Origin of the sequence: Rahnella inusitata, assembly GCF_018288855.1 — a bacterium.
Classification (GTDB): Bacteria; Pseudomonadota; Gammaproteobacteria; order Enterobacterales; family Enterobacteriaceae; genus Rahnella; species Rahnella inusitata.
The window spans coordinates 3003277-3017165 of record NZ_CP065024.1; the positions used below are offsets into that span (position 1 = coordinate 3003277).

The following is a 13889-nucleotide window of genomic DNA, read 5'->3' on the forward strand; positions in this document are numbered from 1 at the left end:
AACCTGACGTCCTCCCCCTTCACGGGGGGAGGACAGAAAAACTTACTTCACAGACTTACTGAACGCATCCACGGCCAGAATCGCACTGGCGACGTCTTCCGGCGACAGGTTGGGATTGAGGTTGCCGAGCGTATCGCCTTCCCCGCCAGCCAGCGCACCCACTTTCACCAGATTGGCGAAAGTTTCGTTTTCCAGATGCATCTCTTTCAGCGTGGTCGGCATTTTGATCGCGCGGTAGAAACGCACGTACTTCGCGATTTCTTCGTCCGGACGCTGTTCCAGCACCATCTGCGTGAGCGTGCCATAAGCGACTTTTTCGCCGTGCGTCAGGTGGTGAATATCACCGGAAATCGCCGTAAAACCGTTGTGGATCGCATGCGCGCCTGCAAGACCGGCATTTTCGAAGCCCAGACCCGACAGCAACGTGTTGGCCTCAACGACGGCTTCCACTGCGGGCGTGACCAGTTTTTGCTCGACGGCGGTATAAGCGCTGTAGCCGTAGGTCAGCAGCGTTTTTTCACAGGCTTCGGCAATCGCCATGCCGGCAATGGTCGGGTCACCGCCCACCATTGAATGTGAATGGGAACGCAATACTGCCTGCGCTTCGACAAAGGTCGCCAGGCCGTCGGCGATACCGGAGGCGAACAAACGTACCGGTGCCTGCGCGCAGACGTGGGTATCAACCAGCACCAGATCCGGGTTTTTATTGTAGAAACGGTAGGATTCGAACACACCTTCATCGGTGTAAATCACCGAGAGCGCGCTGCATGGCGCATCGGTAGAGGCAACGGTCGGGACGATCACCACGTTTTGCTTAAGCTCATCGGCAATGGCTTTCACGGTATCAAGGGTTTTACCGCCACCGAGACCGACCACCACTTGCGTTCCGGCCTCACGCGCAATGCCCGCCAGACGGGTAATTTCACTGGCAGAGGCTTCACCGTTAAAACGCTCGTAGTGGAATTCGACCTGCGCCTTTTTCAGTGATGCCTTAACGCGGTCACCGATAATGCCCCAGACCACGTCATCAGCAATCAGGAAAGATTTGCCGCCAAGCGCCGGTAAATATTCCCCTAACTCATCCAGCACACCGCTTCCCTGAACGTATTTTCCTGGCGAAGAAAAGATAAATTTACTCATGATAAAAACCTCTTTTCGTAGACAATGTTGATGTGAATGACTCATTCAAAGGTAACGCAGTCAGCCCGGTTCGCCCACCCTTTTAATTCACATTAACAGCATGACTTGCAAAGAAATTTTATTTGTTATCAGGATGATTTATCCCCACGAAAAATATAGTCTACTGATGAATTAATCACCAAAAAAGACTATTCGACTTCACAACCAATATGACTGCCTTTGTTAGGTTTCAACTATCAAATACATAAACACCACCGGCTTTCACTTATCAATCTTTCCCGTAAAATGCACCTCATTGGCAGCACGTCGTAAGCAAAGGTCCGTCGTTTTAAGTCAGCCAGCTTGCTGTTAGCCACACCTTTACTAACTTCTGAAATGAATGAGGAACAGCATGTATAACTTTCAACGTTACAACGCCAAAGAACTGGCCCTGGCCTATATGAGCAGCAAACCACACGAGTTCTCGCCACACGAATTCTTGCAACAGTTGAAAGAAGTCGAAAAATCTTTCGACGCGGCGCTGAGAAATCCTCAGCAACAGCCGCAAACAGGCATGCTGGTCAAGGCGTTCTGATTGCCGTCTTCGCCTTAGTCAGCGCAGTGCTCTTGTTTTACCCCATGCAGATCCTGTGTCCGGTTCTTCTGCATAAACAAGACAGTAGAAAAGCAAAAAGCCCCGAGCGAATCGGGGCTTTCTGTTATCTGGAATGATGAATCCCCACAACCCTGCGAGTTGCAGGGAGGATAAAGGGGATCATCTCATCGTGCGATCGTCGATATACTTTCTGTTTTCCGGCGCCGGCGGGAAATACTGATACAGCCAGGTTTCAGACAGCGCGGTCTGGCCGGAGCGCAGGAACATACGCAGCTCAACCGGTGCGACAGAATCGCTGTCCGGATACCAGTCAAACAGGATCCGGTAACCGTCGAACGGCTGCACATACAGAATCTCGATATTCTGGATTTTGCCGTGAGAGACGTTAATCACCGGTTCAATGCCTTTATCCGCAAAGGCTTTCAGCTCGCCGCCCACAAAATCGATGGCAAAACGACGCGCCCAGACCGCCGGATAGTTTTCCCCTGGTGCCCAGCCTTCCGGGAATCCACCCATACCGGTACGGGTCGCCAGCACATTCGCCAGCGGGCTGCGGTGCGGCGGCGTGCCGCTCCAGAACAATTTATAGCTGAAGCTGAACTCTGCACCGGCTTTGACCGGGGTTTCCGGCTGCCAGAAGCACACGACGTTATCCAGCGTTTCGCCGGTCGTCGGGATTTCCATCAGGTTAACGGCGCCCTTCCCCCAGTCACCCACCGGTTCCACCCAAAGGCTTGGCCGCTTGTTGTACCAGCCAATCACGTCCTGATAATTGTTGAACTCGTGGTCGAGTTGCAGCAAGCCAAACCCTTTCGGGCTGTTATCGGCAAAGGCGTTAAATTGCAGACGCTTCGGGTTATTCAGTGGACGACAGACCCATTCACCGTTGCCGGTCCACATTTGCAGGCGATCGGAGTCATGGATTTGCGGATGGATGGTGTCGCAGCGGCCACGCTCGCTGGTGCCGCAGCTGAACATGCTGGTCATCGGCGAGATGCCCAGCTGTTTGATGTCTTCACGGGCATGCAGATGGTTTTCGATTTCCATTACCACTCGGGTCGGTTCGCAGTGGATCACGAACCTGTAGGCACCGGTGATACTCGGGCCGTCCAGCAGTGCATAGACCGTGAATGTGGTGTCGCCCGGTTTCGGCGTATCGAACCAGAAGGCAGTGAAATCCGGGAACTCTTCCGGCTGATCGGTAAAGGTATCCACCGCCACACCGCGCGCCGAAAGACCGTACTGATAGGTATCGTCCACCGCGCGGAAATAACTCGCCCCCAGGAAAGACACCACGTCACGACGCGTCAGTTCCGGCGCTTTGTTGACCTTGAAACCGGCGAACCCGAGGTTGGAAAAACCTTCAAGCTGCTTGGTATCTACGCCAGCATCGTGATAGTTGAAAAGTTCAGGGCGAAAATGGATTTCGCGCGACAGATGTTTAACCGGATCGACGGAATACATGCGCACACGGCGTTTGAAGCCCATGCCGACATGGAACAGTTCGACGTCCAGCTGCCGGTCCTGAAGACCGTTCCACAGCGAATGGGCGTGATCGTACTGAATGGCGTTGTAGGCCTGCGGCGTCAGCTCGGCCAGCGTTTTAGGTAAAGGAAGCGGCGCACCGCCGTAAGGTTTGTCTGCTAAGTCCTTCGCCATCTTTTGCAGGGCGTTGAAATCAAATGGCAGTTCGCCACCGTCAGCCACATTCGCCTCTGCCGCCTCAGCGGAACGGGTGAACAGTGTGGACATAGCCGGCACACCGCACCAGGCGGCGAATGCCATTGAAGCTTGAATAAATGCTCTTCGTTCCATGCCAGAATCGTTTCCTGTACTGGGCAAAAAATCTGGGGGCATCGCCTCAGGGCGCCGCCCCCGCGGTGTTCAAAAATTTCGACCCTAAGGCTAACGTAAAATTCACATGCCGAGTATAAGAAATTGAATGCATTCAGCTAATATTTTGCTTGTAAAAGTAAGCACATCACACACCGCTCACCCCCCGTGTGTCAGGGGCTGAGGGTATTTTCAAAAACGCCGGTTTAAAGCGTTTAAAGTGCGCTGTTTTGGTGCGTAGATTGCGGGTGTTTTAGGAGCATTCTGTTGCGGGCACCGGGATAAACCGCTTAATTCTTAACTACTCACTCCCTTATTTGGCGCACACTGTTCAAATTGTTATAAATTTGTAAATACAAATATCTCAAAACAGTTGCCCCGCACTCAGGAGTTCCAGCATGTCCAGTGAGATCATCCGGGAAAAAACCCGCGAACTTTACGCACAGCTGACCGGTGTCGAATCCTTGCCCGCTGCGCTTTCTGTTACCGGCGAAGGAAATCTGCCAGCTTACTATCCGGTAACGCCGCTTATCGCCGCTTCTGTCGCAGTGGCGGCGCAGGCATTGTCACATTTGTTGTCCCTTCAGCACGGCAGCGCGGATGCCGTAACCGTGGACCGGCGGCTGGCATCGCTTTGGTGTAAAAGCAGCCTGAAACCCGATGGCTGGGCGCTTCCTCCGGCCTGGGACAGTCTGGCGGGCGATTACGCCACCGCCGACGGATGGATCCGTTTGCACACCAACGCGCCTGCGCATCGCAAAGTGGTCGAAACGGTGCTCGGTAAGGCCAACAGCCGCGAGGAACTGGCGCCGCGGGTTGCCCGGTGGAAGAAAGCGGAACTTGAACAGGCGGTGGTCCAGGCGGGAGGTTGTGCCGCTCAGATGTTCAGTGTCAGCGACTGGCAGCACCATGTGCAGGGAAAATCGCTGGAAAATGAGCCGTTGTTTCAGCGTTCACTTTGCGCACCTGCCGCGCCGCCACATTGGGCGTTAGAAGCGGAGCGTCCGCTGGCGGGCGTGCGCATTCTGGATCTGACCCGGATTATCGCCGGTCCCGTCGCCACGCGTTTTCTGGCGGGGCTGGGCGCGGACGTGCTGCGCATCGATCCCTTTGGCTGGGACGAGCCGGGCCAGGAAGCGGACGTCACGCTGGGTAAACACTGCGCCCGGCTGAATCTGCACAATCCACAGGACCGGCATCGCTTCGAAACGTTGCTGCGCGAGGCTGACGTTATTGTTCACGGGTATCGCGCGGGAGCATTGCATAAACTCGGCTACGGCAGCGAGCAGCGGCGTGCGCTGTCGCCTGGTCTGGTCGATGTCTGTCTGAACGCCTACGGCTGGAACGGGCCATGGCGCGAACGTCGCGGGTTCGACAGTCTGGTGCAGATGAGCTGCGGAATTGCAGAGTTTGGTATGCAGCAATCGGGCAGTGATCAACCGGTGCCACTGCCGGTTCAGGCGCTGGATCACGTCACCGGATACCTGATGGCGGCGGCGGTGATTCAGGGGCTGGCGCAGCGCGTTACTACCCATCGGGGCAGTGAAACACGGGTATCGCTGGCGCGGACGGCACGTGAACTGACGGCGTTCGATGTGGATAATGCTACCCAGCAGCCGGTGATTGATGCAGCAGGTGAAGATGACTTTTCGCCGCAACCGGAACACACCGTCTGGGGCGCAGGCTGGCGGTTACTTCCCCCTGTGTCGCTCACCAAAACGTCGTGGCGCTGGAGTCTGCCCGCTTCCCCGCTCGGCGCTTCTCCGGCAAGCTGGCAGAAGGCGTAGTTGTCTCACTGCAACAACGAAAACGCCGCTTTGCGATATTGCAGCGGCGTTTTTCCTATCATCTTTTTGAAACGGGTGATGAAGTACGGCGCGTCGGCGAATCCGCATTGTAACCCGATACTTTCCACCGGGCGGTCAGTTGTCCGCAGCAATTCGCAGGCACGCTTCACCCGGCGGGTGGCAAGATAATCCTGAATTGATCCGCCGGTTTCCTGCCCGAACACCCGCGAAATATAGCTTTCTGAAAGTCCCACCGCCGCCGAGAGGCTGGCCATCGCAAACTTCTGCTCATAATTTTCTTCAATCCACTGCATCACTTTTGACGCCGTCGTACGGCTGATGTTTTTCGGCGTGTCCTCCTGCGCAGGCATAAACGCCATCAGCTGTAATACCAGCATGGCTATCTCTTCCCACTGATGTGTCTGCTGTTCGGAAAGCTGATTGAACTGCTCGAGGATGATTTCAATGTGCGGTGCGAAATCACTGAGGTCAAAAATGTGTGCAGTACGATCCGCATCCCATAACCGCGCGAAACGGGCGCGGCGCTGCGGGAAAGATTGCAGGCAGCCGTCGAGCAGCAGGTGGTCGAGATGAATAGTGGTGCGCTCGTAGGCATTATTGCCGTCCGCTTCGACAAACACTTTGTGCAGCTTGAAGGGCGGAAATACAAACAGCCTGCCCGGCCTTAACGTGTATTGCTGATTATCGACGATCACGATGCCGTAGCCCCGGCTGACAAACAGCAATTCCAGACACTGGTGCCAGTGGAAATAATTGGCGCTGCCGCGGCTCATGCGATTAAAAGAAACCTGACGTTCATTAAGGGCAATACGTTCCAGATAATCGGATACCGGCATTCGTTCTTTCCTTTCATTGACAGTGCGGATGACAACAAAACACAATTTTCGGTCTGTTTTTTATAATTTAAGCCGTTTTACCGCCAAATTCGCCATGACAATTTAAAAATTCGCATGATTCTGTGAGCCCCGTAACAATCAGCATTTTCCATTTCTCTATATTTCAATCGCGACACAGAGAATTGAAATAATATTTCAAATTATAAAAACCTTAATTACCGGTCCCTTAACACCTCACCGGGAGAGCTTTTATGACGCCAAATAAAGTGAAGACTGATAATCCGCTGCGTACTCGCGATGACGTGCAATATCTGTTGAATGACCTGCTCTCGGCGGTGTCCCCTTATACCCAAAAAGGCGAAAGCGGCATCGACCTTGGGAATTCCACCACCCACTACGGCAAAGAGATTGCCAAAATGGAAGCGCTGTCGCGCATGTTGTGGGGAATTTTCCCGCTGCTGGCCGGCGGCGGCGAATGCGCCGATCTGCCCTTCTATCTTGATGCTATTCGCCACGGCACCGACCCGGAACATCCGCAGTACTGGGGAAAAATCCGCGATTTCGATCAGCGCTGCGTCGAAATGGCGGCGTTTGGCGTCGGGCTGGCGCTGCTGGAAAAGCGTCTGTTGCAGCATTTTACGCCGCAGGAACAGCAAAATCTGGCCGACTGGCTGGATCAGGGGCGCGATGCAGTGATCCCCAATAACAACTGGAATTTCTTCCCGATCATGGTGCAGATGGGCTTCAAGAAGTCCGGTTTGCCATGGGACAGCAACGCCGTCGCCACCCGCTTTGACCTGATGGAAGCCTATTATCTGGGGGATGGCTGGTATTCCGACGGCCCCGGCAGGCCGCGCGATTATTACATTTCCATGGCGTTCCATTATTACGGCTTACTGTACGCGCAAAATATGGCAGATGTGGATGCCCCCCGCGCTTATATGCTGCGCCAGCGGGCAGAGCTGTTTGCACAAGACTTTATCACCCTGTTCTCCGCCGGCGGTCAGGCCGTGCCGTTTGGCCGCAGCCTGACCTATCGCTTTGCCGAAGCGGCTTTCTGGAGTGCGGCGGCGTACAGCCAGCTCAAAGTGTTTACGCCGGGCGTCATCAAAGGGCTGATCCTGCGCCATCTGCGCCACTGGCTGAAACAGCCGATTTTTGACCGCGACGGTGTGCTGAGTATTGGCTATCACACGCCGAATCTGGTGATGGCTGAAGACTACAACGCACCGGGCTCACCTTACTGGGCGTGCAAACTGTTTCTGATCCTCGCACTGCCTCAGGAGGAGGCTTTCTGGCAGGCGGAGGAAGCGCCGCTGCCAGAACTTGCGCGTACGCACTGCATTCCTCACGCGAATCAGATCCTGATGCGCGACGACGAAAGTCAGCACGTGGTGATGCTGACCTCCGGGCAACTGGAGCTGAATAACTTCGTCAATACCGAAGCCAAGTACACCAAATTCGCCTATTCCAGTGAGTTCGGTTTCACGCTCGATCGTGGCCGTTACGGGCTGAATCACGCCGGTTGCGACTCGATGCTGATGCTTTGCGAAGGTGACGGGTATTTTCGCGGGCGTCGCGATTGTGTGGAAACGCGGATAACCGAATCATTCATTTATTCGCGCTGGCTGCCGTGGCAGGACGTCTCAGTGCGCACCTGGCTGGTTCCCTGCGGTGACTGGCATCTGCGTATTCATCATCTGGAAAATCAGCGTCCGCTTGATACCGCCGAAGGTGGCTTTGCAGTGATCCAGGATCCGACAACAAAAGCTGAAATTTCTGCGGGTCAGCAGGCGATTACAGTGACGGCGCGCAACGGCATCAGCCGGATTGTCGGCGCAGATGACAAGACATTGCGCGAAGCCTCCACGGTCGTGACGCCCCCCAACAGCAGCATTATGTTCGCCGAAACCGCCGTCATTCCGTTGCTTAAAAGCGCTTACCCCGCGGGTTCACACTGGCTGATAAGCGCAGTATGCGCCTCGGCGAGTCAGGACATCAGCACGCTGGCCGTGCCGGAGATCACCCACGAGGGCGACTGGTTGCACTGGCAATATCAGGGGCAGAGCGACCAGATTTCGCTGGTCTGACACTCTTTAGTCAATAACGGCAGATCTTTTCAGGAGTCACTATGAAAGCCATAAAAACAGCCAGTAAATCGGCTTACTATAAAATGAGTAGCTTTATATTCCTGTATTTCTTCACATGGTCTTCCAGCTTCGGGCTGTACGCCCTGTGGCTGGGACAAAAGGCCGGGCTGGACAGCATCAGCATCGGGACCGTCTTTGCCATTAACGGTGTTTTCGCGGTGATCATGAAGCCGGTGTACGGCTACATTATGGACAAGATCGGCATGAGCAAATCCCTGCTCTATTTTGTCGTGCTGGTGTCCGCGCTGATGGCGCCGTTCTTTATCTTTGTTTATCAGCCGCTGCTTGAAAGCCATCTGATGATTGGCATTATCGTCGGCGCGCTGTATCTCAGCCTCGGCTGGTACGCCGGTGTCGCCGCGTCGGAATCCTACGCCGATCGCTTCAGCCGTCTGTATCACATGGAGTTCGGGCAGGTCCGGATGTGGGGATCGCTCGGCTGGGCACTGGCCGCGTCGTTCTCTGGCGTGCTGTTTAACCTCTCTCCGGCGTGGAACTTCGGCCTGAGCAGCGCAACGTCGCTGGTCATGCTGGGCGTGTTGCTGTCGCTTAAAATCGGCAGTGAAGAGCTGAAAAATAACGACGTGATCGCACAACAAAAGATCGTGTTCAGCGATGTGATCCTGCTGCTGAAAAACCGCAAATTCTGGATGTTCTCGCTGTACGTTGCCGGTGTCGCCTGGATGATGTTTGTGGCCGAACAGCAGTTCTCTCGCTACTTCGTCACCTTCTTTGAAACCAAAGAGCAAGGCAACGCGTGGTACGGCTATCTGAGCACTGTGCAGTCCGGTTTTGAATTCCTGATGATGATGGCCATCCCGTTCCTGGTGAACTATTTTGGCGCCAAAAAGGGTCTGCTGATGGTCGGAGCGGTGGTGGGTATTCGTCTGATTGCCTCCGGACTGACCAATGACCCGCTGCTTATCTCGATCATCAAACCCTTTTACGGGCTGGAAATTTCTCTGCTGCTGATTTCGGTCTTCAAATATATCGCCGAGCATTTCAGCAAACGCGTCAACGCCACCATGTACCTGCTGGGTTATCAGGCGATGATTTACGTCGGTTCGATTGTGATAGCTCCGCCTGCCGGTTACCTGTATCAGCGCATCGGATTTGAACACACCTATCTGATTATGGGCGGTATCGCGCTGTTCTTCACGCTGGTATCAGCCTTCACGTTATCCGCCTGCCAGAGCCGCCGCGATGGCACGCCCGCCCCGGAGAAATCGCCGGATGAGCTGACCGAACTGACCCCAGCCAAACACTGAAACATTGAATTTCTTACTGAAAAGAAAACGGGAGAACCTATGACGATGAACATCGCGAAAGAGAATTTATTGCCGATCGAACTGAATCAGTTAGACAGGATTGCCTTTGCCGAAAAAATGCAGCGGGCGCGCCGGACGGTACTGAGTAAGATTTCCCGCAACGTGGAAAAGTTTGGCGATAAATTTCCGGCGGAAACCTGCGAAAACGGCCACTATCCACTGACCGACAACGTCGAATGGACCACCAGCTTCTGGACCGGTCAGCTGTGGCTGGCATGGGAGATGACCGGCGACGATCGCTACCGTCACGCAGCGGAAAAACAGGTGACATCATTTGGTAATCGCATCGCCAATCGCATAGATACTGCGACGCATGATTTGGGCTTTCTTTACAGTTTATCCTGCGTCAGCGCGTATAAACTGACCGGCAACCGTCAGGCACGCGGCTTCGCGCTGCTGGCCGCTGAAGCCCTGATGGAACGCTTCAACACTAAAGCAAAAATCATTCAGGCATGGGGCGATTTGCAGGATCCGGAACAGGCCGGGCGGATGATCATCGACTGCAATATGAACCTCCCGCTGCTGTACTGGGCGAGTGAACAAACCGGCGAACCGCGTTTTGCCGAAGCCGCCCGCGCACATGCTGAACAGGCAGCGAAATATATCGTTCGCCCGGACGCCTCGACGTACCACACGTATTACATGGATACCGTGACCGGCGAACCGCGTTTCGGCAATACGCATCAGGGGTACGCCGATGACTCCTGCTGGTCGCGCGGACAGGCGTGGGGGATCTACGGATTCCTGCTCAGCTATCGCTACACTGGCGATGACAGTCAGGTCGAACTGTCGCGTCGGCTGGCGCATTACTTCCTCAATCGTTTACCCGAAGACGACGTGTGTCACTGGGATTTAGCCCTGCTCGGTACCGATGCCGTGCGCGACAGTTCGGCGGCGGCGATTGCGGTCTGCGGGTTGCTGGATTTGGCCACCACCCTGCCCGCTACCGACGATTTGCGTGCCTGCTATGAAGAAATGGCGCTGCGCATTATGGATTCCCTGACCGACAATTACCTCGTGCGCGATGAGGAAGATTGTGACGGATTGCTTAAGCATTCGGTGTATCACATGGCGAGCGGTAAAGGCGTGGATGAATGTTGCAGCTGGGGAGACTATTTTTATGTCGAAGCGCTGGTGCGCCTGACGCAATGCTGGCAGTCGTACTGGTAAATTTTGTGGACGCGGTGGCCTGCATCGCGTCCTGTTAACTTGCCGTTTACAATGCGTGAATTGTTTTGAAGCATTTTGCGCCTCTTCATATCAGTGCTAAGTATTCCCAGACGTTATAATCACACATCTGTTAATAAGTATTCCTGCTATGTCCTTACATCCTTTAGGATTAGTCTTAATTCCCACGTTTTTTTGTTCAGTCACAAAGTAAATCCTGACATAAACCAAATTAATCTAATTCGCTAACTGTCTTTAAACGCTAAAAAAAACTTTGAAACTGCGTATTTTTCATGCGAAAAAGAGAGTCAGCACATTCTGTGTGCTTTTGAGATTTCTTACGTTCGAATCCAATCATTACGCCGAACAAGGACGTCCTGTGAGGACTCATTATGCAAACGATAATCTTAGATCCCTGCCGTTTTACCCGTATTGGATTGCAGCAATTTCTCGCCGTTGACCATGACATCAGTTACGTCAGCCACTTCGACCAACTGCAAAAAAGTTGCAGTAATCTGAATCCGTCAGTGGTGTTTATTAATGAAGATTGCATGCAACCCAATGCGGACAGTAAATCTCGCCTGCGAGCGCTGATTACTGAATATTCCGACACACTATTTTTTATTTTTATGTCCAGCACACGTATTCATTTTGACGAATACGTTTTCGTTCGCAAGAACGTGATTATCACCTCGAAATCCATTAAGGCTGAAACCCTCAAACAGTTGCTGAATCACCCGCGGCTGCCGCAGGCGCAAAACCCTGCCAGCAGCGGTGTACTGGATATCCGCCCCGTCATGCTCAGCCGTTCTGAATCGGCGATGCTGAGAATGTGGATGTCGGGTGATGGCACCATTGAAATTTCGGACAAGCTGCAAATAAAAACCAAAACAGTGTCGTCTTATAAAGGAAATATAAAGCGGAAAATAAAATCACCGAACAAACACATTATTTACCACGTTGTTCGTTTATGTGATCAGCTTACAGACGGTATTTATGTCCGATAGTTTTCTTCCATTTCCAGCTATTCCTACAGGCTGTGCATTTGCATAGCCTGTAGAAAGCTACACAAAGTTGCGAAATGAGATCCGCGTCGCAAATATAAACTCAATCTCCGCGCTGATTTGCCGATGTCCTTATATGGCGTGTTTTCGTCACGACAGGACTTGCCCGCAGGCAGACCCTATATCGCTGTCACTCACCGACTTTCTACCGCCGGTGAACAGGATTAACAGAGCGGAAAAAAATGGATACTCCTTTAAATTTAAATACCAGAACCTCTTTTATCAGCAATATTCGCCTCATCACTCTGATCAGCCAGATTTTGGTGGGGATCCTGTTCCTGTTTGCCGTTTCCATCGGCACCTCCAGTTTCTTCCTCAAACAAAGTAACGCGGCGTTATCCAATGCCACGCAGGAGTTGCAAATCCGTCTGGCGCTGTCGAACAGTTCCAATCACCTGCGCACAGCGCGTTTGTTATTGATTCAGGCGGCTGCGGCCGCGCGCGTCGGCGATCAGGACGTCTTCAAAAAGAACCTCACCGACGCCGCCAGCCGTCTTAAACAATCGCAGACGGCTTTTGATACTTACATCAACCGTCCGGGCAAAAATGCCACCGATCTGGCGCTCGATGAACCGTTGAAAAAATCTTACGTCGCGTACATGACGCAGGGTATGGAACCGATGATGGCTTCCGCGCAGCAGGCGCATTTTGAGGAAGTGATTTCTCAGGAAGCAGAAACCGTGCGTGAGCTGGATCTGGCCAATAATATTCCGCTGTTGGCTGCGATTGCTTACCGCACCGAAACCGCCAATAAAATCAACGATAAAGCACAGCATGATGCCACGCTGGGTTATGCCCTGATGGGCGGCGCTTTCCTTCTGGCACTGGTGCTGACGTTCATCACCTATCTGGTGATGCGTAAAGTGATCATCAATCCGCTGAACCGTCTGGTGGTGCGTATCCAGAAGATAGCCGAAGGCGATCTCACACAACCTGCGCAGAACAACGGACGGAATGAAATCGGCGTGCTAAGCAGCAATGTCGATCACATGCAGCATTCGCTGGCCAGCACCGTGCTGACCGTACGCGAAGGCGCGGTGTCGATTTATCAGGGCTCGACCGAAATAGCCTCTGGTAACACCGACCTTTCCTCACGTACCGAGCAGCAGGCTGCCGCGCTGGAAGAAACCGCCGCCAGCATGGAGCAGCTCACCGCTACGGTGAAACAAAACTCCGAAAACGCCCATCACGCCAGCAAACTGGCGGCGGCAGCGTCGAATAAAGCGCAGAAAGGCGGAGAAATCGTCGCCAACGTGGTCAGCACCATGGAAAACATTTCCCGCAGCTCGACCAAAATTGCCGAAATCACCAATGTTATCAACAGTATTGCCTTCCAGACCAACATTCTGGCGCTGAATGCTGCGGTAGAAGCCGCCCGCGCCGGTGAGCAGGGTCGTGGATTTGCGGTAGTCGCCAGCGAAGTGCGTAATCTGGCACAACGCAGCGCACAGGCAGCCAAAGAGATCGAATCACTGATCGAAGAATCGGTGGATTTTGTTGGCGAAGGCAGCATTCTGGTCGGCGATGCAGGCACCACGATGTCTGAAATTGTGACGGCGGTCAGCCATGTCACCGACATTATGGGCGAAATCGCCTCGGCATCCGATGAGCAAAGCCGGGGGATCAGTCAGGTTAGCCTGGCGGTGTCTGAAATGGATGGCGTCACGCAGCAAAATGCCTCGCTGGTGCAGGAAGCTTCTGCCGCCGCCGCGTCTCTGGAAGAGCAGGCAGCACGCCTGACGCAGGCGGTTGCAGTGTTTAAGATTGATACTGCACAGCGTCCGGCGGTACATCGTGTACCCGCTGCACGCGTCCTGCCGGGCGCTGCACGTTCAGACAAAGGCACCCACGCCGAGCAGAACTGGGAAACCTTCTGATTTTTGACGGCAATTCGCTTTACTGAACACCAGACAAAAAAACACCGGCAGCGATGGCTCCGGTGTTTTTTTTATGGAAGTGATAACTACG

The 13889-nt window shown here is 53.7% G+C and carries 10 protein-coding genes; 7 read left to right on the forward strand and 3 right to left on the reverse strand.

Going from position 1 to position 13889, the window contains the following annotated elements; genetic code table 11:
- Positions 1–42: 42 nt before the first annotated feature.
- Positions 43–1140: a glycerol dehydrogenase gene (locus I2123_RS14030; protein WP_213050777.1), complete on the reverse strand. Its 1098-nt coding sequence runs from the start codon at positions 1138–1140 to the stop codon at positions 43–45.
- A gap of 391 nt (positions 1141–1531) precedes the next feature.
- Between I2123_RS14030 and I2123_RS14035 the strand changes: the two genes are divergently transcribed.
- The gene (locus I2123_RS14035; protein ID WP_112165020.1) at positions 1532–1714 is read left to right on the forward strand and encodes a hypothetical protein; all 183 of its coding nucleotides are present in this window, start codon (positions 1532–1534) and stop codon (positions 1712–1714) included.
- A gap of 180 nt (positions 1715–1894) precedes the next feature.
- On the opposite strand, the gene I2123_RS14040 is transcribed toward I2123_RS14035, so the two are convergent.
- Entirely contained in the window at positions 1895–3550 is a 1656-nt protein-coding gene (locus I2123_RS14040; protein WP_112165022.1) for a glucan biosynthesis protein D, read from the reverse strand.
- 416 nt (positions 3551–3966) lie between these two features.
- Between I2123_RS14040 and I2123_RS14045 the strand changes: the two genes are divergently transcribed.
- Positions 3967–5355 (forward strand): CoA transferase, encoded by a 1389-nt coding sequence (locus tag I2123_RS14045; RefSeq protein ID WP_213050778.1) that lies wholly within the window; start codon positions 3967–3969, stop codon positions 5353–5355.
- A 5-nt stretch (positions 5356–5360) separates the two neighbouring features.
- On the opposite strand, the gene I2123_RS14050 is transcribed toward I2123_RS14045, so the two are convergent.
- Positions 5361–6212, reverse strand: a complete 852-nt coding sequence (locus tag I2123_RS14050; protein ID WP_112165026.1) for an AraC family transcriptional regulator — start codon at positions 6210–6212, stop codon at positions 5361–5363.
- Positions 6213–6463: 251 nt separating this feature from the next.
- On the opposite strand from I2123_RS14050, the gene I2123_RS14055 reads away from it, so the two are divergent.
- From I2123_RS14055 to I2123_RS14075, 5 genes are all read left to right on the forward strand, one after another.
- Positions 6464–8302 (forward strand): DUF2264 domain-containing protein, encoded by a 1839-nt coding sequence (locus I2123_RS14055; RefSeq protein WP_213050779.1) that lies wholly within the window; start codon positions 6464–6466, stop codon positions 8300–8302.
- A 41-nt stretch (positions 8303–8343) separates the two neighbouring features.
- The gene (locus I2123_RS14060; protein WP_213050780.1) at positions 8344–9630 is read left to right on the forward strand and encodes an oligosaccharide MFS transporter; all 1287 of its coding nucleotides are present in this window, start codon (positions 8344–8346) and stop codon (positions 9628–9630) included.
- A gap of 39 nt (positions 9631–9669) precedes the next feature.
- Positions 9670–10860 (forward strand): glycoside hydrolase family 88 protein, encoded by a 1191-nt coding sequence (locus I2123_RS14065; protein ID WP_213050781.1) that lies wholly within the window; start codon positions 9670–9672, stop codon positions 10858–10860.
- Positions 10861–11249: 389 nt separating this feature from the next.
- A complete protein-coding gene (rcsA, locus tag I2123_RS14070) occupies positions 11250–11864 on the forward strand; it encodes a transcriptional regulator RcsA (protein ID WP_213050782.1) in 615 nt (204 codons plus the stop codon).
- Positions 11865–12103: 239 nt separating this feature from the next.
- Positions 12104–13798, forward strand: coding sequence for a methyl-accepting chemotaxis protein (locus I2123_RS14075; protein WP_213050783.1), 1695 nt, complete (start codon positions 12104–12106; stop codon positions 13796–13798).
- The last annotated feature ends 91 nt before the right edge of the window (positions 13799–13889 follow it).

Bases quoted from the DNA above. Each gene is read 5' to 3' on its own strand.
- I2123_RS14075 (WP_213050783.1), top strand. From the start codon at position 12,104: ATGGATACTCCTTTAAATTTAAATACCAGAACCTCTTTTATCAGCAAT.
- rcsA (WP_213050782.1), top strand. From the start codon at position 11,250: ATGCAAACGATAATCTTAGATCCCTGCCGTTTTACCCGTATTGGATTG.
- I2123_RS14065 (WP_213050781.1), top strand. From the start codon at position 9,670: ATGACGATGAACATCGCGAAAGAGAATTTATTGCCGATCGAACTGAAT.
- I2123_RS14055 (WP_213050779.1), top strand. From the start codon at position 6,464: ATGACGCCAAATAAAGTGAAGACTGATAATCCGCTGCGTACTCGCGAT.
- I2123_RS14050 (WP_112165026.1), bottom strand. From the start codon at position 6,212: ATGCCGGTATCCGATTATCTGGAACGTATTGCCCTTAATGAACGTCAG.
- I2123_RS14040 (WP_112165022.1), bottom strand. From the start codon at position 3,550: ATGGAACGAAGAGCATTTATTCAAGCTTCAATGGCATTCGCCGCCTGG.
- I2123_RS14060 (WP_213050780.1), top strand. From the start codon at position 8,344: ATGAAAGCCATAAAAACAGCCAGTAAATCGGCTTACTATAAAATGAGT.
- I2123_RS14035 (WP_112165020.1), top strand. From the start codon at position 1,532: ATGTATAACTTTCAACGTTACAACGCCAAAGAACTGGCCCTGGCCTAT.
- I2123_RS14045 (WP_213050778.1), top strand. From the start codon at position 3,967: ATGTCCAGTGAGATCATCCGGGAAAAAACCCGCGAACTTTACGCACAG.
- I2123_RS14030 (WP_213050777.1), bottom strand. From the start codon at position 1,140: ATGAGTAAATTTATCTTTTCTTCGCCAGGAAAATACGTTCAGGGAAGC.